The sequence below is a fragment of the Massilia sp. Bi118 genome, from assembly GCF_918697865.1.
Taxonomy (GTDB): Bacteria; Pseudomonadota; Gammaproteobacteria; order Burkholderiales; family Burkholderiaceae_D; genus Telluria.
In genome coordinates this window covers 104,174-128,305 of sequence record NZ_CAKKMV010000014.1, presented here as the reverse complement: position 1 = coordinate 128,305, position 24,132 = coordinate 104,174, and the positions used below count along the sequence as shown (strand labels likewise).

Below are 24,132 nucleotides of genomic sequence, written 5' to 3'. Positions count from 1 at the left end.
AATGTGCACCTGGTGTTTCAGCGTGAAACACCGGCGCCGTCGCGAAATCCGGTTTATGCCGTAAGAATCGGGTAAGCACCAGCCCGTAGGATCGCACCCAGCCTGTACCAAAAAGGCATTAAAAACTATTGGAGACTAAAAGTGGACCAAGACGTTGTTCAACGGGTCAAAAGCGACCCCAATTACCAGAAGCTGGTCAGGACCCGCTCCCGCTACGGCTGGATGCTGACCTGGGCCGTGATGATCGTGTATTACGGCTTTACCTGCCTGAACGCCTTCGACAAGGAATTCATGGGTTCGCGCATCGGCGCGGGCGTGATGTCCTGGGGCGTGCCCCTGGGCCTGTTCGTGATCCTGTTCACGGTGGTCGTCACCGGCATCTACGTTCGCCGCGCCAACAGCGAATTCGACGCGCTGACCGACGCTATCCAGCGCAACGCCGCTGCCGGCGATTCCGGCACCGGCGCCGCTCCGACCAAACAAAAGGTCCGCGCATAATGAAGAATACGATCCGTAACGCTGCCGCACTGGCAGCCCTGGCCGCGACCAACGCCGCCATCGCCGCGCCCGACCTGGGCCAGGCTACCAAGCAGGCCACCAACTGGACCGCGATCACGATGTTCGCGGTGTTCGTCATCCTGACCCTGTTCATCACCAAGTGGGCCGCCAAGCGCACCCGCTCGGCCTCCGACTTCTACACCGCGGGCGGCGGCATCACCGGCTTCCAGAACGGCCTGGCCATCGCCGGCGACTTCATGTCGGCCGCCTCCTTCCTCGGCATCTCCGCCGCGGTGTTCGCCAACGGCTTCGATGGCCTGATCTACGCGATCGGCTTCCTGGTCGGCTGGCCCGTCATCACCTTCCTGATGGCCGAGCGCCTGCGCAACCTGGGCCGCTTTACCTTCGCCGACGTCGCTGCCTACCGCTTCGCGCAGAAGCCTGTGCGCATGTTCGCGGCCTCGGGCACCCTGGTCACCGTGCTGTTCTACCTGATTGCGCAGATGGTCGGCGCCGGCCAGCTGATCAAGCTGCTGTTCGGCCTGGACTACAGCATCGCCGTGGTGCTGGTCGGTATCCTGATGATGGTCTACGTGCTGTTCGGCGGCATGACCGCCACCACCTGGGTCCAGATCATCAAGGCCGTGATGCTGCTGGCGGGCGCCTCCTTCATGGCCTTCTCGGTGCTGGCCATGTACAACTTCAGCCCGGAGCAGCTGTTCGCCAAGGCCGTCGAAGTGCACAGCAAGAAGGACTCGATCATGGGTCCGGGTAACTTCATCAAGGACCCGATTTCCGGCATCTCCTTCGGCATGGCGCTGATGTTCGGCACCGCCGGCCTGCCGCACATCCTGATGCGCTTCTTCACCGTCCCGAGCGCCAAGGAGGCGCGCAAGTCGGTGCTGTGGGCCACCACCTGGATCGGCTACTTCTACATCCTGACCTTCATCATCGGCTTCGGCGCGATCGTGCTGGTCGGTACCAACCCGTCCTTCAAGGATGCAGCCGGCGCGCTGCTGGGTGGTAACAACATGGCGGCCGTGCACCTGGCCAGCGCCGTTGGCGGCGACGTCTTCCTCGGCTTCATTTCGGCCGTGGCCTTCGCGACCATCCTCGCGGTGGTGGCTGGCCTGACCCTGTCCGGCGCCTCGGCGGTCTCGCACGATATCTACGCGACCGTGATCAAGAAGGGCCAGCCGGCCCCGGGCAGCGAATTGCGCGTGTCGAAGATCACCACCATCGTCCTCGGCATCATCGCCGTCTTCCTCGGCTACGTGTTCGAGAAGGTCAACGTCGCCTTCATGGTGTCGCTGGCATTTGCGATTGCCGCCTCGGCCAACTTCCCGGTGCTGTTCATGTCCGTCCTGTGGAGCAAGTGCACCACCCGCGGCGCGACCATCGGCGGCTTCCTGGGCCTGATCACGGCTGTCGGCCTGACCGTGGTATCGAAGTCGGTGTGGGTCGACGTCTTCCACTACAAGGATGCGATCTTCCCGTACACCTCGCCGGCCCTGTTCTCGATGACCGTCGGCTTCGTCGGCGTGTGGCTGTTCTCGGTCACCGACAAGAGCCCGCGCGCGGCGATCGACAAGGCTGGTTTCGAGGCGCAGGAAGTGCGTTCGGAGACCGGTATCGGCGCGGCGGCTGCTTCGGCCCACTGATCCCTGAAGTAGTCGTACACTGAACCCGGAGACCGCTGGCGGGGAGGCCGCTGGCGGCCTCCGGTTTTTTTCATGTCTGGGGGGACGATGCTGATACCGATACTGGTGGTGCGCGACGTGCCGGAAGCGATCGCGTTCTACACGCGCGTGCTCGACTTCGCGCTCGATTTTACCTGGCCCGAAGACCAGCCCTTCTATGCAGGGCTGCGGCGCGGCGAAGATGAACTGCACCTGAACCTGACGCCGGGAGAAGGCCGCTACGGCCATTCCAGCACGATCGTCCTGTGCGAGGACGTGGATGCCGCGTTCGCAAGCTTCGTCGCGCGCGGCTTCAGGCCGCCCTTGCGGCCGGAATCGCCGGTGCACCAAGGTCCGCTGGAGCAGACCTGGGGCACCCGCGAAGTGTATATCGACGACCCCAGCGGCAACACGCTGGTGTTCCAGCAACGCCGCTAGGGCCTTCGTTCAGGCTTACTCCTTCGCCGGATCCCGGTAGTGGAAAGGATCCGTCGGCGTCGGCTGCTTCGGCAGCACGTTGCGCGGCATCGGCGTGTCGCTCTCCGCTGCCTGCAGCAGCACAGTGGCCATGATCACCGCGGCCTGGCGCAGATCTTCGGTGCGCAGGTGATCGAAGGTGTCGAGGTTCGAGTGGTGCACGCGCGAACCGTAGTCCAGCGGGTCCTGGATGAACTGGAAGGCAGGCAGGCCCATGCCGGCCATGATCTCGTGGTCGGTGCCGCCGGTCTTCTTGGCCACCACTTTATCCGCGCCCAGGCTGGAGAAGGGCGCGAGCCAGCTGCGCAGCACCGGCATCGCGGCGAAATTCCCTTCGGCGTAGATGCCGCGGATCTTGCCCGAGCCGTTGTCCAGGTTGAAGTAGGCGGCCATCTCGTTGTAGCCGGGCAGGGGCGTGATCGGGTAGGTGTCCCACATGAACTCGGGCAGCTTCGCATGCCCCGCGTCGCTCGGGCGCGGGCGGGTGGCGATGTGCTTCTGGATGTAGGCCAGGGAACCGAGCAGGCCTTGTTCCTCGCCGCTCCACAGCGCAAAGCGGATCGTGCGCTTGGGCTTCACGCCCAGCTGCGACAGGATGCGCGCCGCTTCCATCACCACCACCGAGCCGGCGCCGTTGTCGGCGGCGCCGTCGCCGGCCACCCAGCTGTCGAGGTGGGCGCCGGCCATCACGTAGCCGGCCTGCGGGTCGCTGCCCGGGATCTCGGCCAGCACGTTGTAGGCGTTCATGTCGCGGTCGTCGAAGTGGACATTGCTGTTCATCTCGAGCTTCACTTCGCCGACCTTGGCCAGGCGCGCCAGGCGGCGGTAGTCTTCGGCGGCCATCTCGACTTCCGGCAGCGACACCGTCTCGCCCTTGCGGTGGAAGTAGCCCTCGCCCTGCACCAGGCCGCCGCCGCGGTAGGACATCTTCACCAGCGCCAGCGCGCCTTCCGCCGCCATGAAGCGGTCGATCTCGCGCGCCTGCTCGAAGTATTTTTTGTACAGGTCGAACGACTGGTCCGGATCGTAGTGCGGCTGGTCGTAGGTCGACAGCTTGCCCAGTTCCGCTTCGTCGAAGCGCTTGAAGGTGGCGGCGGTGTCGTCCTTCGGGGCGTCCGGATAGCTGACCAGCACGATCTTCCCGCGCAGCTTGCCCTTGTACTGGGCCAGGTCGCGCACGTGGCGGATCGGCGCCACCGCGATCGGCGCGCTCACGGTCCCTTTGGTCGGCGGCGTCCACGCCACCGGGATCGCGGTCAGCGCCAGCGGGCGCGGCGCGGTCATGCGGACCGACGACGATTCGATCCACCAGCCGCGGCCGAAGTCGTAAGCTTCGAGGTGGACATTCTGCAGGCCCCAGCCGGTGAACATCTGCTGGGTCCATTTTTCCGCCTGGCGCATGGCAGGCGAGTTGGTCATGCGGCCGCCGATTCGGTCGGTCAGGTGAGCTGCGAGGCTCACGACCTGGCCGCGGTTGTAGCCCTCGTCGGCAATGCGGTTGATGGTGTTGGCATCGACGTCGGCGGCCTGGGCGCCGAAGCAGGCCGTAACCAGGGTCGCCAGCAGGCTGGCCTTGCGAATGTCTCCCATAAATCCTCTTGGTGGTTGTTGTTGTCAAAAGAGAACTGCGCAGGGGATTCTACGCTTACGAACTCAGCTATACCAGCGGAACAGGTGTGCCGAACGGTGCACGTTTCATCGTGAAACAATGTTGCAGAGTGAAACGCTGAGAAGACTTCCTCAGGGACGCAAGTCCTTGAAAACAGGGCAGGGCGGCGTAGCATGGGAGCTGGCACGGCGTTTGCATTGATGTGCCCGTACTCCGCTCAATGAATCAATCGAAAGGACAGCACCATGAGTCAACTCTCCGCAGGCGCCAAATTCCGCCTGGCCGTGCAGGAAGAACATCCGCTGCAGGTGATCGGCGCGATCAACGCCAACCACGCCCTGCTGGCCAAGCGCGCCGGCTACCGTGCGATCTACCTGTCGGGCGGCGGCGTGGCCGCGGGTTCGCTGGGCCTGCCTGACCTCGGCATCTCGGGCCTCGAAGACGTGCTGATCGACGTGCGCCGCATCACCGACGTCTGCGACCTGCCGCTGCTGGTCGACATCGACACCGGCTTCGGCTCCTCCGCCTTCAACGTCGCCCGCACCGTGCGCTCGCTGATCAAGGCCGGCGCCGGCGCCTGCCACATCGAAGACCAGGTCGGCGCCAAGCGTTGCGGCCACCGTCCGGGCAAGGAGATCGTCAGCCAGGGCGAAATGGTCGACCGCGTGAAGGCCGCCGTCGACGCCCGCACCGACGACAACTTCGTCGTCATGGCCCGCACCGACGCGCTGGCCGTCGAGGGCCTGGATAAAGCCGTGGAGCGCGCCGTCGCCTGCGTCGAAGCCGGCGCCGACATGATCTTCCCGGAAGCGATCACCAGCCTGGAGATGTACGCCCAGTTCAAGAAAGCGGTCAAGGTGCCGATCCTGGCCAACATCACCGAATTCGGTTCGACCCCGCTGTTCAGCGTCGAAGAGTTGAAGGGTGCCGACGTCGACATCGTGCTCTACCCGCTGTCGGCCTTCCGCGCCATGAACAAGGCGGCCGAGAACGTGTACGAAACCATCCGTCGCGAAGGCACGCAGAAGAGCGTGGTCGATACCATGCAGACCCGCGCCGAACTCTACGACCGCATCGATTACCATAGCTTCGAGCAGAAGCTGGATGCCCTGTTTGCCCAGAACAAAGCCAAATAATTGAGGAGACCCGAGATGACCGATCAGACCACCCAATCCGACACCCCGACCTTCAAGCCGAAGAAATCCGTCGCCCTGTCCGGCGTCGCCGCAGGTAACACCGCGCTGTGCTCGGTGGGCCGTTCCGGCAACGATCTGCACTATCGCGGCTACGACATCCTGGACGTGGCCGACACCTCCGAATTCGAAGAGATCGCCTACCTGCTGGTGCACGGCAAGCTGCCGAACGCCGCCGAACTGAAAGGCTACAAGGCCAAGCTGAAGATGCTGCGCGGCCTGCCGCAGGCGGTGAAGGGCGCACTGGAAGCGCTGCCGGCCGCCTCGCATCCGATGGACGTGATGCGCACCGGCGTCTCGGTGCTGGGCTGTACGCTGCCGGAAAAGGACGACCATAACATCCCGGGCGCGCGCGACATCGCCGACCGCCTGATGGCATCGCTGGGTTCGATGCTGCTGTACTGGTACCACTTCAGCCATAACGGCAAGCGCATCGAAGTCGAGACCGACGACGACTCGATCGGCGGCCACTTCCTGCACCTGCTGCACGGCGAAAAGCCGTCCGACGACTGGGTCAAGGCGATGCACACCTCGCTCATCTTGTACGCCGAGCACGAGTTCAACGCCTCGACCTTCACCGGCCGCGTGATCGCCGGCACCGGTTCCGACATCTACTCGGCCATCACCGGGGCCATCGGCGCGCTGCGCGGTCCGAAGCACGGCGGCGCCAACGAAGTCGCCTTCGAGATCCAGAAGCGCTACGAAAACGCGGACGAAGCCGAAGCCGACATCCGCAACCGCGTCGCCAACAAGGAAGTCGTGATCGGCTTCGGCCACCCGGTGTACACGATCTCGGACCCGCGCAACAAGGTGATCAAGGAAGTCGCGCGCAAGCTCTCAAGCGATGCCGGTTCGATGAAGATGTTCGACATCGCCGAGCGCCTGGAATCGGTCATGTGGGAAGTGAAGAAGATGTTCCCGAACCTGGACTGGTTCTCGGCCGTGTCCTACCACATGATGGGCGTGCCGACCGCGATGTTCACCCCGCTGTTCGTGATCGCGCGCACTTCGGGCTGGTCGGCGCACATCATCGAGCAGCGTATCGACAACAAGATCATCCGTCCGAGTGCGAACTATGTCGGTCCGGAGGATCTGAAGTTCGTGCCGCTGAGCGAACGTAAATAAGCCACCACGTCGTCCCCGCGCAGGCGGGGACCCAAGTTTGCGTGAGCTAACGATAACGCTACTAACTTGGGTTCCCGCCTTCGCGGGAACGACGGTAAATACCATGCCGACCATCCGCCAACTCACCCCCAGCGACACAGCCGCCTACCGCGAACTGCGCCTGGCCAGCCTGCGCGACTTCCAGTTTGCCCACGGCCCCGACCATGAAGAAGCGCTGGCCAAAGGCCTGGACTGGCATGCGCGGCGCCTGGCCAAACAGGATTATCATTGGTTCGGCGCCTTCGATGGCGCGCAGTCCGATGCACCGCTGGTCGGCGCCATCTGCCTGCGCATGCAGGAGGGCAGGCGCCTGCGGCACGCGGCCAGCCTGAACAGTCTGATGGTCGCGCGCAGCCACCAGCGCGCCGGCATCGGGCGCCTGCTGGTGGCGCACCTGATCGGCTTTGCCCGTTCGCTCGGCACGGTCCGCCAGCTCACCCTCGAGGTGAACGAATCGAACCTGCCGGCCCGGCGGCTGTACGACAGCTTCGGCTTCCGGCAATTCGGCCTCGAGCCGGATGCCATTCATCACGAAGGCAGGTACTGCGCCAAGCAGCACCTGGTTTTATCTCTCGTTTCGCAACATCCAAATGAACAGCCAATATCGTAAACCCCTGCGCGGGACCAATCTCCACTACTTCGACGCGAAAGCGGCGGTCGAAGAGATCCAGCCGGGCGCCTGGGACGGCCTGCCTTACACCTCGCGTGTGCTGGCCGAGAACCTGGTGCGCCGCTGCGAACCGCAAGCCCTTGTCCCGTCGCTGAAGCAGCTCATCGAGCGCAAGCGCGAGCTCGATTTCCCCTGGTTCCCGGCGCGCGTGGTCTGCCACGACATCCTCGGCCAGACCGCGCTGGTCGACCTGGCCGGCCTGCGCGACGCCATCGCCCTGCAGGGCGGGAACCCGGCCCTGGTCAACCCGGTGGTGCCGACCCAGCTGGTGGTCGACCACTCGCTGGCCGTCGAGTGCGGCGGCTTCGATCCGCAGGCCTTCGAAAAGAATCGCGCCATCGAAGACCGCCGCAACGAGGACCGCTTCCACTTCATCGAGTGGACCAAGAAGGCCTTCCAGAACGTCGACGTGATCCCGCCGGGGAACGGCATCCTGCACCAGATTAATCTCGAGCGCATGAGCCCCGTGGTCCAGGTGAGCGACGGCGTGGCCTACCCGGACACCCTGGTCGGCACCGACTCGCACACCCCGATGGTCGATGCGCTGGGCGTGATCGCGATCGGCGTCGGCGGCCTGGAAGCGGAAAGCGTCATGCTGGGCCGCGCCTCCTGGATGCGCCTGCCGGACATCGTCGGCGTCGAGCTGACCGGCAAACCGCAGCCGGGCATCACCGCCACCGACATCGTGCTGGCGCTGACCGAGTTCCTGCGCAAGTCGAAGGTCGTTTCCGCCTACCTGGAGTTCTTCGGTGAGGGTTCCTCGAATCTGACCCTGGGCGACCGCGCCACGATCTCGAACATGGCCCCGGAATACGGCGCCACCGCCGCCATGTTCGCCATCGACGAGCAGACCATCAAGTACCTGAAGCTGACCGGCCGCGACGACGAACTCGTGAAACTGGTCGAGACCTATGCGAAGGAAACCGGCCTGTGGGCCGACACCCTGGTCAAGGCCGAGTACGAGCGCACGCTGCAGTTCGACCTGTCGACGGTCGTCCGCAACATCGCCGGTCCGTCGAACCCGCACAAGCGCGTGCCGACCTCGGAACTGGCGGCCCAGGGCATCGCCATTCCGGCCGAAATGCGGGTCGAAAACGAGCCAGGCCTGATGCCGGACGGCGCCGTGATCATCGCCGCCATCACCAGCTGCACCAACACGAATAATCCGCGCAACATGATCGCGGCCGGCCTGATCGCCCGTAACGCCAACAAGCTGGGCCTGCTGCGCAAGCCCTGGGTGAAATCCTCGCTGGCGCCCGGCTCCAAGGCTGTCGCACTGTACCTGGACGAAGCCGGCCTGCTGCCGGAACTGGAAAAGCTGGGCTTCGGCATCGTCGCCTTTGCCTGCACCACCTGCAACGGCATGTCCGGCGCGCTCGATCCCGTCATCCAGAAGGAAGTGGTGGAGCGCGACCTGTACGCGACCGCCGTCCTGTCGGGCAACCGCAACTTCGACGGCCGCATCCACCCGTATGCCAAGCAGGCCTTCCTGGCTTCGCCGGCGCTGGTGGTGGCCTATGCGATCGCCGGCACGATCCGCTTCGACATCGAGAAGGACGTGCTGGGCGTCGACGCGAATGGCAAGGAAGTCCGCCTGGCCGACATCTGGCCGAGCGACGCCGAGATCGACGCCGTGGTCGAACAATCGGTCAAGCCGCAGCAGTTCCGCAACGTGTATGACGTGATGTTCGCACGCCAGGAATCGCTTGATGAAGCGGTGTCGCCGCTGTACGACTGGCGCGAGATGAGCACCTACATCCGCCGTCCGCCCTACTGGGAAGGCGCGCTGGCCGGCGAACGCAGCCTGAAGGGCATGCTGCCGCTGGCGGTCCTGGGCGACAACATCACCACCGACCACCTGTCGCCGTCGAATGCGATCATGATGAATTCCGCTGCGGGCGAGTACCTGCACAAGATGGGCCTGCCGGAAGAGGACTTCAACTCCTACGCGACCCACCGCGGCGACCACCTGACCGCGCAGCGCGCGACCTTCGCCAATCCGACCCTCAAGAACGAGATGGTACGCAACGCAGATGGCAGCGTGCGTGCGGGTTCGCTGGCCCGCATCGAGCCGGAAGGCCAGGTCACCCGCATGTGGGAAGCGATCGAAACCTATATGGAGCGCAAGCAGCCGCTGATCGTGGTCGCCGGCGCCGACTACGGCCAGGGTTCCTCGCGCGACTGGGCGGCGAAAGGCGTGCGCCTGGCGGGCGTGGAAGCCATCGTGGCCGAAGGCTTCGAACGCATCCACCGCACCAACCTGGTCGGCATGGGCGTGCTGCCGCTGGAGTTCATGCCGGGCACGACCCGCCTGACCCTGGGCCTGGACGGTACCGAGGGCTACGACGTGGTGGGCGAGCGCACGCCGCGCGCAACGCTCACGCTGGTGATCCACCGCAGGAATGGCGAGACGGTCGAGGTGCCGGTGACCTGCCGCCTCGATACCGCGGAAGAGGTGTCGATCTACGAGGCCGGCGGCGTGCTGCAGCGGTTTGCGCAGGACTTTTTGGCAACGACGAAGGTCGCTGCCTGAAACTCGTCGTTCCCGCGAAGGCGGGAACCCAAGTTTGTTGAGCGGTCGATAGGTCAAGCAGAACTTGGGTCCCCGCCTGCGCGGGGACGACGTATTACCGGATAACACATATGCCCCACGTACCACAAATCAAAATCCCCGCCACCTACATGCGCGGCGGCACCAGCAAAGGCGTCTTCTTCCGCCTGCAGGACCTGCCCGAAGCCGCGCAAGTGCCCGGCGAAGCGCGCGACAAGCTGCTGCTGCGCGTGATCGGCAGCCCGGACCCCTATGCCAAGCAGATCGACGGCATGGGTGGCGCCACCTCGAGCACCAGCAAGACCGTCATCGTCGCCGACAGCACGAAGCCCGGCCACGACGTCGACTACCTGTTCGGCCAGGTCTCGATCGACAAGCCCTTCGTCGACTGGAGCGGCAACTGCGGCAACCTGTCGGCGGCGATCGGCCCCTATGCGATCAGCAATGGTTTCATTCCCGCGGACCGCATCCCGGACAACGGCATCGTCACGGTGACGATCTGGCAGGCCAACATCGGCAAGACCATCATCGCCCACGTGCCGGTGACGAACGGCCAGGTCCAGGAAACCGGCGACTTCGAACTGGACGGCGTGACCTTCCCGGCGGCCGAAGTCCAGCTCGAGTTCATGGACCCGGCGGCCGAGGAGGGCGAGGGCGGCGGCGCTATGTTCCCGACCGGGCAACTGGTCGACGAACTCGAGGTGCCGGGCGTCGGCACGCTCAAGGCGACCATGATCAACGCCGGCATCCCGACCATCTTCGTCAACGCCGCCGACATCGGCTACAAAGGCAGCGAACTGCAGGACGACATCAACGGCGACCCGAAGGCGCTGGCGATGTTCGAACTGATCCGCGCCCACGGCGCCATGCGCATGGGCCTGATTGCGCACCTGGAAGAGGCGGCGCGCCGCCAGCACACGCCCAAGGTGGCCTTCGTGGCCCCGCCGGCAGACTATGTGGCGTCGAGCGGCAAGCGGGTAGCCGCCCAGGACATCGACCTGCTGGTGCGCGCGCTCTCGATGGGCAAGCTGCACCACGCGATGATGGGCACGGCGGCGGTGGCGATCGGCACCGCCGCGGCCATTCCCGGCACCCTGGTCAGCCTGGCCGCCGGCGGCCGCGCCCATGAAGCGGTGCGCTTCGGCCACCCGTCCGGCACCCTGCGCGTCGGCGCCCAGGCCGAGCAGGATGCGCAAAGCGGCGACTGGGCCGTGAAAAAGGCGGTGATGAGCCGTAGTGCCCGTGTGCTGATGGAAGGCTGGGTCCGCATCCCCGGCGACGCCGTCTAAATCATTGCAAGCCCCATGAGCCCGCCGTACAACACGGCGGGCTTTTTTTTGCTTGTTTGATATTTACTACCACTTGTTGGTTTATGATTCTCCCCGGAAAAAGAGGTCCAGAGGACGGACCCGCAAAATGGGACAGGGATGGATCGTGTAACGAGCAAACCGGCCATGGTGGCCGAGGCGCTGGCGCTGCTGGCGGCGCCGGCCTGCGCCTGCGATGCGCAGGGAATGATTTGGGCGGCCAACGAGGCCCTCGAGCGGCTGCTCGGCGCAGCGCTGGAGGGAAGGCGGCTGCCTGTGCTGTTCTGCGAGCGCAGCAGGCCGCAGGCCGGGCATGAGGCCGGGCTGGCCTTGGGGGGCGAGCGGCGCTGGAGCGGGCTGCTGGCCGCCGGCGGGCTCGAAGTGCCGGTCGAGGTCCGGGCGCGGCCGCTGCCGGCTGCAGCGGGCATTGCCGGCGCCACCTTTGTGTTCTGCGAGCTGCCCGGCGCCACGCATGCCGCCGGCGCGGAAGGCGCGCTGCGCAGCGTCCAGCTGGAGCAGGCCATGGTGCTCGAGCACGCGCCGGTTGGCATCGTCGTTACCCTGCCGCACCTGGTCAAGTCCTGCAATCCGCGCATGGCCCGCATGCTGGGCTACGAGCCCGCCGAGCTGGTGGGACGCGATCCCGCCGCCTTCTTCGTCTCGCGGCCGCAGTACGAGGGCTTCATGGAGCAGGCGATCCGCGTGCTCACCGCCGGCGAGCTGTTCGAGCGGGACGAGATCCAGCTGCGCCGCCGCGACGGCTCGCTGATCTGGTGCCGCATCCGCGCCAGGGCGGTCGACATGACCTCGCGCGAGGCCGGCACGATCTGGATCCTGGAAGACGTCAGCGAGGCGCGCCAGGCGCTGCGCGAAGTGCAGGCGATCATGATCAACGCCTCGATCGGCATCTTCTTCACGCGCAGCCGGGTGATCACGCGCGCAAACAGCAGCTTCGATCGCATGTTCGGCTATGCCGAAGGCGAAGCGATCGGCAGCCTGACCCGCATCCTGTACGCCGACGACCAGGCCTTCGACTATCTGGGCGCCGAGGCCTATGCGGTGCTCGGGCAGGGCAAGCCCTTCCAGGCCGAGAGCACCATGGTGCGCAAGGACGGCACCCCGATGTGGGTGCGCCTGATCGGTTACGCCATCAACAGCGAAGACCCGGCGCAGGGCACGATCTGGATGATCGAGGACCGCACGCGCCAGAAGTGCGACGAGGAGTCGCTGCGCAACGCGGTGCTGGAAAACCAGGCCATCCTCGACAACGCGGTGCTTGGCATCGCTGTGGTCGAGGATGGGCGTACGCTGCGCTGCAACCGCAAGATGGAGGAGCTGTTCGGCTGCCCGGCCGGCGCGATCGACGGCGCCAGCGTGCGCGAGCTGTATCCGGACACCGCCAGCTGGGAAGACGCGCGCCGCCAGACCCAGGCCGACTTCGCGTCCGGCCGGGTGCACATGGCGGAATACCACCTGATGCGGCGCGACGGCACGCGCTTCTGGGCGCGCCTGTCGGGCCGGCCCTTCGACATGGCCCAGCGCGGCGGCCGCAGCGTCTGGCTGATCGACGACGTCACCGCCCAGCACGAGGCGGCCGACGCGCTGCGCCGCGCGCGCGACGAACTCGAAGTGCGGGTGCAGGAACGTACCGCCGAACTGGCGGGCGCGAACCGCCTGCTGCAGGCCGAAATCGTCGAGCGCCGCCAGGCCGAGGCGCGGGTCCATCACATGGCCTACCACGACGCGCTGACCGGCCTGCCGAACCGCGCGCTGCTGTCCGAGCGCCTGGACCGGGCGATGCTGGCGGCGCGCCGCGACGGCCGCAAGCTGGCCGTGATGTTCATCGACCTGGACCGCTTCAAGACCATCAACGATTCGCTCGGCCACCTGACCGGCGACCACCTGTTGAAGGAAGTCGCGAACCGCCTGTGCCGCGTGGTGCGCGCGGTCGATACCGTGGCGCGCCTGGGCGGCGACGAATTCGTGGTGCTGGTGCCGGGCGTGCGCACGCTCGACGAGTGCGCGCTGGTCGGCGACAAAATCATCGGCGCCCTGGCCGAGCCGGTGCGCTTCGAGGGCCGCAGCCTGCACATCTCGCCTTCGATCGGCATCTGCCTGTGCCCGGACGACGGCGAGGACGTCGAAACCCTGATGCGCAAGGCCGACGCCGCGATGTACCACGCCAAGGCCTCGGGCCGCAACAACTACCAGTTCTTCGCCGAGCGCATGAACGTGGCGGCGGCACGCCATTTCGAGCTCGAGACCAGCCTGCGCGGCGCGCTCGAGCGCGAGGAGTTCACGCTGTTCTACCAACCCATCGTCGCCACCCGCGACGGCAAGGTAGAGGGCATGGAGGTGCTGCTGCGCTGGCGCCGCCCGGACCACGGCCTGGTGGCGCCGGACGACTTCATCCCCATGCTGGAGGAGAACGGCCTGATCGTGCCGGTCGGCGAGTGGGTGATCCGCGCCGCCTGCGAACAGGCGATCGCCTGGAGAAAGGCCGGGCTGGCGCCGGTGCCGCTGGCGGTCAATCTGTCGGCGCGCCAGTTCATGCACCGCGGCCTGGTCGAGGCGATCCGGCGCACCCTGGAGGAAACCGGCATCGAGCCGGCCATGCTGGAATTCGAGATCACCGAGACCGCGCTGATGCAGCACGGCCGCCAGACCCTGGAGACGCTGGAACAGATCTCGGCGATGGGCATCCGCCTGTCGATCGACGACTTCGGCACCGGCTATTCGAGCCTGGCCTACCTGAAGCGCTTCCCGGTCCACAAGATCAAGATCGACCGCGCTTTTATCCGCGACCTCGCAGGCAGCGGCGAGGACCGCGCGATCGTCGCCGCGATCATGGCGCTGGCCGGCAGCCTGCAGCTGTCGGTGGTGGCGGAAGGGGTGGAGACCGAGGCCCAGCTGGCGCTGCTGCGCGAGCATGGCTGCGACCTGGCGCAGGGTTACCTGTTCGCCAGGCCGGCGGATGCGGCGGCGATGCCGCGGCTACTCAATCGATCGTAGCGATGACGGGAGTGTGATCCGAAGGCTGCTCCCACTTGCGCGGCTCGCGGTCGATGACGCAGGCGGTGCAGCGCTTCGCCAGGCTGGGCGAGAGCAGGATGTGGTCGATGCGCAGGCCGCGGTTGCGGCGGAAGGCCATCATGCGGTAGTCCCACCAGCTGTACAGCTTTTCCGGCTGCTCGAACAGGCGGAAGGCATCCGACAGGCCCAGGCCGAACAGCTCGCCCAGCGCGGCGCGCTCCGGTTCCGAGCAGTGGATCGCGCCGGCCCATTCGACCGGGTCGTAGACGTCGCGGTCGTCCGGGGCGATGTTGTAGTCGCCCAGGATCGCGAACTCCGGGTGCGCCGCCATCTCTTCCTTGACCCACTCGCGCAGCGCCGCCAGCCAGGCCATCTTGTAGGCGAACTTGTCGGAACCGACCGCCTGGCCGTTGACGACGTAGGCGCAGATGACGCGCACGCCCTGCACGGTGGCGGCGATCAGGCGCTGCTGCTCGTCCGGAAAGTGCGGGTTGTTGCGCACCACGTCCGTCAGCGGATGCCGCGACAGGATGGCGACGCCGTTATACGTCTTCTGGCCGGTGAAGGCGACCTCGTAGCCGGCCGCGTTGATTTCGGCGACCGGGAATTTGTCGTCGGTGAGCTTGGTCTCCTGGAGGCAGAGCACGTCGACCGGATTGGCGGCGAGCCATTGCAGCAGGTGCGGCAGGCGCACTTTCAGGGAGTTGACGTTCCAGGTAGCTAATTTCATGAATGCTTGAGGATGGAGATGGCAAGACTGCCATTATTACATGGCAGCCGGCTACCCTGTCCTCAGGGCTGCAGCATTGGCACGTCGTCCTCGTCGGGCGGGATCTCGATCTTCTGGGGCAGCACGCGGTTCAGCCAGATGCGCGCCGGATTCTCGACGAAGAACAGGCTGACGCCGATGGCGCCGAAGTTCAGGCCAGGGACAGGCAGGAAGTGCCCGATCAGGAGAAACACGATGGCAAGGCCGCGCCAGCCATCCAGGTAGGGAATATGTGTTTTCATGATCGGGCGGCTTATCGTAAATATGCAAGTGTACTGTCCGGCAATCTATTAGGCTCCCCCTCCCCCCGCGCGGCGCATGAAAGCCTTGCCAGCCTTCTGTCGGAATTGCTTACAATCTCTGCGATGGATTCTCGAATTTCAAAGTAAGTGATTGATTTATAAGAAAAATAAATAGGAGGAATGTATTTTGCTTAAATGCTGTTGCCGCATAGAGCATAGTGTTTCTCAGGGCTGATCGAGAAGCTGTTGTTTTTCTGAAATATTGCTATTTAAAACTATGCACAATTGCAACAATTTGTAGAAAAAGCAACGTTGATGTCGTAGAATTATTGCTTGATAAGAAAAATATATTTCCTCAGGTCTGGCAAACTCTGCCGAACTGTGACAAGATGTAACAATCGCGGCAAGAGAAGGGGCGATTACGTATCTTTTCCCTTCTGGAAGAAAAAGTTGCATTACGCCAATATAGCTTGTAGTATTTGCATATTTCTTTGAAGTCAAGTATCTCTTGGCAATTCATTGCTTTGATAGGGTTGCCGAAGCCGGCACGATTACCGGCCGCCGGCAGGTGTGTAACGATCGCGGATCCGCAAGCAGGATTTGCACACAGCTTTTATAAAGGACAGCAATGCGTCAAGCATTCGAAGCATGGGCCCAACGCGATGGCCACATTGTCCGGCGCCGTGAGGACAAGCCGGAAGAGTACCTGGTGTATGAAACCCAGCGCCGCTGGCTGATCTGGCAAGCCGCGCTCGCGCACGGCGCCAAGGCCGTCGACGCGCAGCAGGCCGCGCAGGCACAGAAGTTCGCACCCAGCGAGGACAAGGCGCCGGTCATGCTGGCCGACGAAGCCTCGGTGCGCAACCGTGTGCTGAACGAGGTGCTGGATGCCTTCAGCGAGCTCGACGAGAACGCCGGCATCGAGGGCATCGTCCGCGTCATCCAGAGCCTGAAGAAGAAAAGCCAGGCCCAAAGCCAGAGCCACAGCCAGAGCCGCCAGGTCGAAGAACAGACCTGATGCGCTACCGCCACTACAAGGGCGGGGTGTGCGAGCTGGTTTGCGAGGCCGTGCTCGAGGCGGACCATACCCCGGTCATGGTCTACCGGGGCGAGGACGGACGCGTGTGGGTCCGTCCGAAGGACGCTTTTTTCGAAACGGTCGAGCTGGACGGGGCGCAGGTGCCTCGCTTTGCGCTCATGTCCGCGCCGGCGCTGCCGTAAACAGCGTATGAATAGATTCTTCCTCCGCGCCGTCGCACCGGCGGCGATCGGCCTGTCCGGCTGCGTCTTCGGCAGCGGCGCCGATGTACTCGATGCGCCCACCCAGCAGGTGGAAGTGCATGCCATCCTCGAACACCGCGAAGTTGCCGGCGTCGGCTGCCTGCTGGCCAACGACATCGGGCGTTGGTTCGTGGTCGCGCCTGGACGCGTGACGATCACTCGCAGCAGCAAGCCGCTGGCTGTCTACTGCAAGCGCGACAAGCTTGGCAGTGCCGAGGAGTGGTGGGGGGCGAATTACCAGGCCAACCGCCTGGTCGGCAATATCCTCTATACCGCCGGCCTTCAGGATTACGTCAACGGCAACTACGCCTACCAGTCGGTCATCACGGTGTTCATGCACCCGGCCAAGCCTGGCGAAGGCGATACCAGTGCGGCGGATCCGGGCTCGCCAGTCTTTTGATTCTCAGTCACAAATCGCGTTGCGATAAAAAACGGGCGCTTCGAAAAGCGCCCGTTTTCGTTCGTGCTTCAGGTGCGGTTTATACGCGGTTCAACAGGAAGGTCGTCAGCAGTGGCACCGGACGCCCGGTCGCACCCTTGGCCGCACCCGATTTCCAGGCGGTGCCGGCGATGTCCAGGTGGGCCCAGGCGTAGTTGCGGGTGAAGTTTTCCAGGAAGGCCGCCGCAGTGCACGAAGCGCCGCCCGGGCTGCCGATGTTGGCCAGGTCGGCGAAGTTCGACTTCAGCTGCTCGTTGTACTGCTCGCCGATCGGCAGGCGCCAGGCGGTGTCGCCGGTCTGCTTGCCGGCGTCCATCAGCTCGTCGGCCAGGGCGTTGTGCTGGTCGTCGTGGCGGGTGAACAGGCCCGAATTATGGTGGCCCAGTGCGACGATGCAGGCGCCGGTCAGGGTCGCGATGTTGACCACGGCGGCCGGCTTGAAGCGCTCGGCGTAGGTGAGGGCGTCGGCCAGCACCAGACGGCCTTCGGCATCGGTATTCAGGATCTCGATGGTCGTGCCGTTCATCGCGGTGACGATGTCGCCCGGTTTGGTGGCGCGGCCCGAGGGCATGTTTTCGCAGGCGGCGACGATGCCGACCACGTTCAGCTTGATGTTCATCTCGCCGATCGCGCGGAAGGTGCCCAGCACCGAGCCGGCGCCGCACATGTCGTACTTCATTTCGTCCATGCCGGGACCCGGCTTGAGCGAGATGCCGCCGCTGTCGAAGGTGATGCCCTTGCCGACCAGGACCACCGGCGCTTCGTTCTTCTTGCCGCCGTTGTGCTTCAGGACGATGAACTTCGGCGGTTCTTCACTGCCGCGGGTGACCGACAGGAAGCTGCCCATCTTGAGGGCTTCGAGCTGCTTGCGCTCCAGGACTTCGATGTCGAAGCCGTAGTCGGCGCCCAGCTTCTTGGCGGTGTTGGCCAGGTAGGTCGGGGTGCAGACGTTCGGCGACAGGTTGCCCAGTTCCTTGGTCAGGGCCATGCCGTTGGCGATCGCCTGGGCCTGGGCCAGCACCGCCTTCACTTGCGGGGTCGCCTGCGGGACGGCGATGGCCAGCTTGCGCACGCCGCTCAAGGCCGGATCCTTCTTGCTCTTTTGTCCGTCGGTGCGGAATTCGGCTTCGCTGGCGGCGACCACGATGCTGCGCACGGACCAGGCGAGGTCGCGCTCTTTCACATTCTCGACCGGGAATGCGATAATGGCATCCTGCGCACCCAGGGTGGCGAAGGTCTTCAGGGCGCTGGTAACGGCGCTGGCGAAGCTCTTCTCGCTCACGGCTTCGTCGGCGCCCATGCCTACCAGCAGCACGCGGGCGGCGGAGACGCCGGCCACGCCGCGCAGCAGCAGTGTGGTGCCGGCCTTGCCGGAGATGTCACCCGACTTGACGGCGGCAGCGATCTCGCCGTTCAGGTCGAGGGCTTTGGCGGCCTCCGACAGTTTCTTGTTCTCGAACACAGCGACTGCGATGCAGCCCGATTTGGCTGCCGTCAGCGTGTTTTTTGTGTCGAATGCTTTTATGCTAAAGTCCATTGGGTTCTCCCTGTTAGTGCCTAACCTGCAATTATAACGATCGAATGATTTTCCGACGCGCCCTACAGCGTGAAATGGCCAGCGTGGCCGGCGCAACCTTCACCGTCCTGTTTTCCATCCTCGTCACCTGGACCCTGATCACCATTCTCGGCAAGGCCGCGGGCGGGAAGGTGGCGTCGGGCGACGTGCTTGCGCTCATCGCTTTTGCGGTGCTGAATTATCTGCCAACTATCCTGATCCTCACCAGCTTTATTTCGGTGCTGGTCGTGATCACGCGCAGCTACCGCGATTCCGAAATGGTCGTCTGGTTTGCCTCCGGCCAGTCGCTGACGCGCTGGATCTCGCCGGTGCTGGTGTTCAGCCTGCCGCTCGTGATCCTGGTGGCGGTGATCTCGCTGGTGGCCATCCCCTGGGCCCAGCTCAAGAGCAACGAGTTCACCGAGCGCTTCGAGAAGCGCGAAGACCTGCAGCGCGTGGCGCCCGGCCAGTTCCGCGAATCGGCCGCGGCCGACCGCGTGTTCTTCGTCGAGAGTTCGGCCGCGCGTTCGTCGACGGTGGTGCAGAACGTGTTCGTCAATACCGTCGACCAGGGCGTCACCACCACCGTGGTCGCCAAGGAAGGCCAGATCGAACCTGACGGCAAGGGCGGCCAGTACCTGGTGCTGAAAAACGGCCGCCGCTACCAGGGCACGCCGGGCAAGCCGGACTTCCAGGCCATGGAGTTCGAGCGCTACCGCATGCGGGTCGCGACCCAGGCGCCGGTGATGGGCGACCTGAAGGTGCAGGGCATGTCGACGGCGGCGCTGATCGCGATGCCGCGCAATCCCTACGCCGACGCCGAGCTCCAGTACCGCCTCACCTGGCCGATCATGTGCGTGGTGCTGATGCTGCTGGCGATCCCGCTCGGCTTCGTCAACCCGCGCGCTGGCGCCTCGGCCAACCTGATCCTGGCGCTGCTGATCTTCTTCACCTACCTGAACCTGACCAAGGCCGCCGAGCAGGCCGTCAAGCAGGCCAAGGTCGGCTTCGGCATGGCCTGGTGGCCGCTGCACCTGCTGGTGCTGCTGGCCGCCCTCGGCCTGTTCGCCTGGCGCCTGAATATCCACCACCGCTGGCACCCGCTGCTGCTGGCGAATGCCTGGAAGCGCCGCCGCCTGCTGCAAAGCGCCGCCGCGAAGGAGGGCGCGAAATGAAGATCCTCGAACGCTACTTCTTCGTCAACATCGCCCAGGCCGTGGCCTTCGTGCTGGTGGCCTTCCTGGCGCTGGCCGCCTTCATGGACCTGACCGGCGAGCTGCCGGCGGTGGGCAAGGGCGGCTACATGATCCAGCACGCGCTGCTGTATGTGCTGATGCTGGTGCCCGGTAACATGTACCGCGTGATGCCGATCGCCGCGCTGCTCGGCACCATCTACACGATGGCGCAGTTCGCCCAGACCTCCGAATTCACGATCATGCGCGCGTCCTCGATGTCGACCCGGATGGCGGGCGGCATCCTTTTCAAGATCGGCATCGTGTTCGTCGTCCTCACCTTCATCTTCGGCGAACTGATCACGCCACGCACGGCGCCGCTGGCCGAGCGCCTGCGCCTGTCGGCCAAGGGCGCAACCCTGTCTGCCGAATTCCGCTCCGGGATGTGGACCAAGGACACCATCCACGAGGGCGGCCAGAAAGGTCCCGTCACCGGTTCGCGCTTCTTCAACGCGCGCCAGATCAGCGCGGACGGCAAGCTGCTCGACGTGCGCCTGTACGAGTTCGACAACAGCATGCGCATGCGCAGCCTGATCACGGCCGCCAGCGCCGTCTTCAGCGGCAACCACACCTGGCGCCTGCAGGACGTGACCGAGACCCAGTTCACCAACAGCCGCACCCTGCCGGCGCCGGGCACGCCGCTGCCGAACGGCCAGGCCATCCAGAACCGCTTCGGCCAGGACACCGCCGCCGTCGGCACGCGCAAGCTGGCTTCGCTCGACCTCGAATCGGAGATCACGCCAAAGATCCTGTCGGTGTCGCGCTCGGACCCGGAACGCATGTCGGCCAACGAACTGGCGGTCTACACGCGCCACCTTGCCGAGAACCGCCAGGAGACGGAGCGCTTCAAGATCGCCTTCTGGCGCAAGCTGATCGGTCCGCTGTCGATTTTCGTGATGATGGCGCTGGCGCTGCCCTTCGGCTACCTGCAGGTGCGCAGCGGCGGCGTCAGCTTCAAGATCTTCATCGGCATCATGCTCGGCGTGAGCTTCATGTTGATCGATAATCTGTTCTCGCACATCGGCATGCTGTCGACCTGGCCGGCCTTCATGACGGCGGCGGCGCCAAGCCTGCTGTATCTGCTGCTCGGGCTCGGGGCCTTGCGCTGGGTCGAGCGGCATTAGGAATATGACCATGGAACGCGCGCTGATCCTGTTCGCACATGGCGCCCGCGCCGCATCCTGGGCGGCGCCCTTCGAACGCCTGCGCGAACTGACCGCGCAACAAAGGCCGGACCTGGCCGTCTCGCTGGCCTTCCTCGAGCTGATGACGCCCAGCCTGCCCGACGAAACAGACGCCCTGGTTGCGCAGGGCGTGCGCGAAATCGTCATCGTTCCCATCTTCCTGGGGCAGGGCGGGCACCTGCTGCGCGACCTCCCGCGCCTGGTCGACGAACTGCACGCGGCGCATCCCGGTATCGCGTTTTCGACCGTGCCCGCGGTCGGCGAAGACCCGGCCGTACTGGCAGCGATGGCGGCCTACTGCGTTTCGTCTTTGCCTAATTAACATCTTTTTTTGTTCGATAACTCTGTTGTTTCAGATGTAATTCTTTCTGCAAACTCCGTTGTTTCCAGACTAATCTTTTGTTGCTTCCAGGGGATATTTCCGTACGGGAAGTAATTTCCGCATTGCATTTCGAATTGCCGTAGGGAATCATACTCGTCATGAGCCGCGCGCGCCGCCGCACGGCAAACCTCTCGAAGACGACCATGACCACTCCCTCGACCACGATCTACGTCCGCCCCAGCTGGGGCATCTCCACCTGGACCTATGCCGGCGCCACCATGCCGTCGGGCGCCGCGTCGAGCGCGGTGACGGCGGTGTCCTTCGACCTCACGAGCAGCCTCGGGCAACAGCTGACGCGCGGCGAGCTGCAGTACAGCTTCGATAACGGCAGGACCTGGAACGCCTATGCAGTGGCGGCCGACAGCCAGGGCGCCTACGTCCCGGCGGCGGGCACGCTGTGGCGCTTCCTCGACCACAGCGCGGACACGGCGAGCCCGAACACCTTCAGCGCACACTACAAGCTGGCGGACGGCAGCGTGGTCAACGCCGATACCACGGTCATTCCCGATAACCCGCCGGCCAGCCTGAGCGGCGAGAACGACACCATGTTCTCGACCCTGCAGGCGGGCGCTGTGGTCGACCTGCTGTCCCCGGTCGACACCGGCTCCCTGACGGGCGGGCGCTGGGTCATCGACAGCCAGTCGGCGCCCGGCCTGTTCTCGATCGCCTATAACCCGGCCACCGACACGGCCGCGCGCCTGGTCATTGCCGACGCCAGCAAGCTGCCGATGACCGGCCTGTCGGCGGCGGTGACGGTCCATTACTACGACCGCGCCCAGCTCGACACCGACGGCAACCCGATCGCCGGCCAGGGCGTCACCCGCACCCTGGGCTACACGGTGCAGGACGGCGTCACCCACGAACTGCCGGGCTTCGGCGACGACATCAAGCTGGGCGCGGCCGGCAATGCCTGGACCGCCAATCCGGCGCTGGCCAAGCTGTCGAACGGCGGCTTCGTCGCCGTCTGGCAGGGCGTCGATACGGCAGCCGGTGGTCCAGGCGCCGGCCTGTGGGCGCAGCTGCGTGATGCCAACGGCGCCGCCAGTGGTGCGGCCTTCGCGCTGACCCCCAAGGGCGACGCCAGCATCGAAGGCGAGCCGGCGGTGGCGGCGCTCTCCGCCGGCCGCTTCGTGGTCGCCTACTCCATCAACGAGGGCGGCGCGAACCGCATCGCCTACCGCGTCGTCGAGGCCAACGGCAGCGCCGGCGCGGAACACGTGGTCGACAGCGGCGCCAGCGGCGATGCGGCGATGCCCACCGTCGCCACCCTGGCCGACGGCTCCTTCGCGCTCGGCTGGCGCAGCGGCGGCACGGTCCACGTGCAGCAGGCGGCGGCCGACGGCAACCTGACGGGCGGCCAGCAGGTCTACGGCGTGCTGTCCTCGGCCTTCAGCCCGAGCATCGCGGCGCTGAAGCAGGGTGGCTACATGGTGTCCTGGGGCGAGATCAACGACGGCAACGTCTACGCGGCCACCAGCGTTTCCAGCCAGGCCTTCGTCGTCAACGGCGACGGCTTTGCCGCCAGCCTGGCGACTGCGGCGCCGCTGCCGCACGCCACCACGCTCGCCAACGGCAACGTCGTCATCGCCTGGGACAGCTATGTCAACGCACCCTTCGGCTTCGCCGGCAGCGACGTCTTCTTCCAGGTCTACGACAGCACCGGCCACACGCTGGGCGCCCCGGTCCAGGCCAACCTGGCAGGCGGCAGCGGGCACTATGACGCCGCGGTGACGGCCTTGTCCGACGGCAGCTTCGTGGTGGCCTGGCAGGCGGAGACCGGCGACTACGACGGCGCCGGCATCTTCGGCCGCCGCTTCGGCTCTGATGGCAGCGCAATCGACCAGCAGGAATTCGCGATCAACCAGATGCGCGCCGGCGACCAGACCGGCCCCGACCTGGTGGCCCTGGCCAACGGCGGCTTTGCCGCGGCCTGGGTCGACAGCCAGGCCGGCAATGTGTCGGTCGAAGCGCGCGTGTACAGCGCGGCCGGGGCTCCGGTTGCGGGGACTGACACCAGCCCGGTCCAGGGCGGCACCGAGGTGTCGACCGCGGGCAGCGGCGCCGGCGAACCGGCGCCCGTCGTGACCCCGCCGGTGGTGACTGCCCCGGTAGTGACGGCGCCGGTAGTGACCCCGCCGGTGGTGACCGCGCCCAGCACACCGGTGGCGACTACCCCGGTGGTGACGGCGCCGGGCACGCCGGTGGCGACCTCGCCCAGCGTGCCGGCCCAGTCCAACGCGGTCGGAACGGCCGGCAACAACGTGATGGCGGCAAGCGGCGCCGGCGGCCTGCTGGATGGGAAGGAGGGGATCGACACGGTGCTCTTCGGCAGCCAGCGCAGCCTGTATTCGCTGTCGAACGATGGCGCCAACGTCTCGGTCTACGACTACAACAAGGGCAGTACGACCACGCTGGCCAATGTCGAGCGCCTGCAGTTCAGCGACCAGAATGTGGCGCTGGACATCCACGGCAACGCCGGCGAAGCCTATCGCCTGTACCAGGCCGCCTTCAACCGCACCCCGGACAAGGCCGGCCTGGGCTACTGGATCGAGGCGCTGGACAACGGCAACAGCCTGCAGAACGTGGCCCACAGCTTCGTCAACAGCGCGGAATTCGCCAGCATGTATGGCGCGAATGCAAGCGACACCCAATACGTCGCGGCGCTGTACGCGAACGTGCTGCACCGCGCGCCGGACGCATCGGGCTACGAATTCTGGCTGCACGCGCTGGAGATCGCGCCGCGCGCCGAGGTGCTGGTGAACTTCAGCGAAAGCGTGGAAAACCAGGCGCAGGTGATCGGCGCGATCGCGAACGGGATCGGCTATATGCCCTGGCACGGCTAAAACGTAGGGTGGGGTTTTGAGGCC

The 24,132-nt window shown here is 65.4% G+C and carries 20 protein-coding genes; 16 read left to right on the top strand and 4 right to left on the bottom strand.

What is annotated here, in order from left to right:
* The first annotated feature begins 141 nt into the window (after window positions 1–141).
* From LQV39_RS20180 to LQV39_RS20170, 3 genes are all read left to right on the top strand, one after another.
* Window positions 142–498, top strand: coding sequence for a DUF485 domain-containing protein (locus LQV39_RS20180; RefSeq protein WP_230028257.1), 357 nt, complete (start codon window positions 142–144; stop codon window positions 496–498).
* A complete protein-coding gene (locus LQV39_RS20175) occupies window positions 498–2,159 on the top strand; it encodes a cation acetate symporter (protein ID WP_230028255.1) in 1,662 nt (553 codons plus the stop codon). Before LQV39_RS20180 ends, LQV39_RS20175 begins: the two co-directional genes overlap by 1 nt.
* Before the next feature lie 87 nt (window positions 2,160–2,246).
* On the top strand, window positions 2,247–2,615 hold the full coding sequence (locus LQV39_RS20170) for a glyoxalase superfamily protein (RefSeq protein WP_230028253.1): 369 nt from the start codon (window positions 2,247–2,249) through the stop codon (window positions 2,613–2,615).
* A 15-nt stretch (window positions 2,616–2,630) separates the two neighbouring features.
* Here LQV39_RS20170 and LQV39_RS20165 read toward each other — a convergent pair whose 3' ends face one another.
* The gene (locus LQV39_RS20165) at window positions 2,631–4,244 is read right to left on the bottom strand and encodes a M20/M25/M40 family metallo-hydrolase (protein ID WP_230028251.1); all 1,614 of its coding nucleotides are present in this window, start codon (window positions 4,242–4,244) and stop codon (window positions 2,631–2,633) included.
* A gap of 264 nt (window positions 4,245–4,508) precedes the next feature.
* Between LQV39_RS20165 and prpB the strand changes: the two genes are divergently transcribed.
* The 6 genes from prpB to LQV39_RS20135 all read left to right on the top strand — a co-directional run bounded on the left by prpB (window position 4,509) and on the right by LQV39_RS20135 (window position 14,160).
* Window positions 4,509–5,399 (top strand): methylisocitrate lyase, encoded by an 891-nt coding sequence (gene prpB / locus LQV39_RS20160; protein WP_230028249.1) that lies wholly within the window; start codon window positions 4,509–4,511, stop codon window positions 5,397–5,399.
* Window positions 5,400–5,414: 15 nt separating this feature from the next.
* Complete coding sequence (gene prpC / locus LQV39_RS20155; RefSeq protein ID WP_230028247.1) at window positions 5,415–6,581, top strand: 2-methylcitrate synthase; 1,167 nt, start codon at window positions 5,415–5,417, stop codon at window positions 6,579–6,581.
* A 103-nt stretch (window positions 6,582–6,684) separates the two neighbouring features.
* A complete protein-coding gene (locus LQV39_RS20150; protein WP_230028245.1) occupies window positions 6,685–7,230 on the top strand; it encodes a GNAT family N-acetyltransferase in 546 nt (181 codons plus the stop codon).
* On the top strand, window positions 7,211–9,823 hold the full coding sequence (gene acnD / locus LQV39_RS20145) for a Fe/S-dependent 2-methylisocitrate dehydratase AcnD (RefSeq protein ID WP_230028243.1): 2,613 nt from the start codon (window positions 7,211–7,213) through the stop codon (window positions 9,821–9,823). Before LQV39_RS20150 ends, acnD begins: the two co-directional genes overlap by 20 nt.
* Window positions 9,824–9,933: 110 nt before the next feature.
* Entirely contained in the window at window positions 9,934–11,130 is a 1,197-nt protein-coding gene (prpF, locus tag LQV39_RS20140) for a 2-methylaconitate cis-trans isomerase PrpF (protein ID WP_230028241.1), read from the top strand.
* 138 nt (window positions 11,131–11,268) lie between these two features.
* The gene (locus LQV39_RS20135) at window positions 11,269–14,160 is read left to right on the top strand and encodes an EAL domain-containing protein (protein WP_230028239.1); all 2,892 of its coding nucleotides are present in this window, start codon (window positions 11,269–11,271) and stop codon (window positions 14,158–14,160) included.
* Here LQV39_RS20135 and xth read toward each other — a convergent pair.
* Both xth and LQV39_RS20125 read right to left on the bottom strand, forming a co-directional pair.
* Complete coding sequence (gene xth, locus LQV39_RS20130; RefSeq protein ID WP_230028237.1) at window positions 14,147–14,911, bottom strand: exodeoxyribonuclease III; 765 nt, start codon at window positions 14,909–14,911, stop codon at window positions 14,147–14,149. The two genes, LQV39_RS20135 and xth, sit on opposite strands and share 14 nt — an antisense overlap.
* A 62-nt stretch (window positions 14,912–14,973) precedes the next feature.
* Window positions 14,974–15,192 (bottom strand): hypothetical protein, encoded by a 219-nt coding sequence (locus tag LQV39_RS20125; RefSeq protein ID WP_230028235.1) that lies wholly within the window; start codon window positions 15,190–15,192, stop codon window positions 14,974–14,976.
* A 628-nt stretch (window positions 15,193–15,820) separates the two neighbouring features.
* Between LQV39_RS20125 and LQV39_RS20120 the strand changes: the two genes are divergently transcribed.
* Genes LQV39_RS20120 through LQV39_RS20110 form a run of 3 tightly spaced genes read left to right on the top strand, consistent with a single transcriptional unit; the run spans window position 15,821 to window position 16,873 of the window.
* Window positions 15,821–16,210 carry a hypothetical protein gene (locus LQV39_RS20120; RefSeq protein WP_230028233.1) on the top strand — a complete coding sequence of 130 codons (390 nt, stop codon included), beginning with the start codon at window positions 15,821–15,823 and terminating at the stop codon, window positions 16,208–16,210.
* Window positions 16,210–16,413: a DUF1653 domain-containing protein gene (locus tag LQV39_RS20115; RefSeq protein WP_230028231.1), complete on the top strand. Its 204-nt coding sequence runs from the start codon at window positions 16,210–16,212 to the stop codon at window positions 16,411–16,413. Before LQV39_RS20120 ends, LQV39_RS20115 begins: the two co-directional genes overlap by 1 nt.
* Before the next feature lie 7 nt (window positions 16,414–16,420).
* The gene (locus LQV39_RS20110; RefSeq protein WP_230028229.1) at window positions 16,421–16,873 is read left to right on the top strand and encodes a hypothetical protein; all 453 of its coding nucleotides are present in this window, start codon (window positions 16,421–16,423) and stop codon (window positions 16,871–16,873) included.
* 79 nt (window positions 16,874–16,952) lie between these two features.
* Here LQV39_RS20110 and LQV39_RS20105 read toward each other — a convergent pair whose 3' ends face one another.
* Complete coding sequence (locus LQV39_RS20105) at window positions 16,953–18,449, bottom strand: leucyl aminopeptidase (RefSeq protein ID WP_230028227.1); 1,497 nt, start codon at window positions 18,447–18,449, stop codon at window positions 16,953–16,955.
* 44 nt (window positions 18,450–18,493) lie between these two features.
* Between LQV39_RS20105 and lptF the strand changes: the two genes are divergently transcribed.
* The 4 genes from lptF to LQV39_RS20085 all read left to right on the top strand — a co-directional run bounded on the left by lptF (window position 18,494) and on the right by LQV39_RS20085 (window position 24,108).
* Window positions 18,494–19,642, top strand: a complete 1,149-nt coding sequence (gene lptF, locus LQV39_RS20100) for an LPS export ABC transporter permease LptF (protein WP_230028224.1) — start codon at window positions 18,494–18,496, stop codon at window positions 19,640–19,642.
* Window positions 19,639–20,823, top strand: a complete 1,185-nt coding sequence (gene lptG / locus LQV39_RS20095; protein WP_230028217.1) for an LPS export ABC transporter permease LptG — start codon at window positions 19,639–19,641, stop codon at window positions 20,821–20,823. The genes lptF and lptG overlap by 4 nt, the downstream gene beginning before the upstream one ends.
* Before the next feature lie 10 nt (window positions 20,824–20,833).
* Window positions 20,834–21,205, top strand: a complete 372-nt coding sequence (locus LQV39_RS20090; protein WP_230028210.1) for a sirohydrochlorin chelatase — start codon at window positions 20,834–20,836, stop codon at window positions 21,203–21,205.
* A 203-nt stretch (window positions 21,206–21,408) separates the two neighbouring features.
* Window positions 21,409–24,108 (top strand): DUF4214 domain-containing protein, encoded by a 2,700-nt coding sequence (locus tag LQV39_RS20085; protein WP_230028204.1) that lies wholly within the window; start codon window positions 21,409–21,411, stop codon window positions 24,106–24,108.
* Window positions 24,109–24,132: the final 24 nt, after the last annotated feature.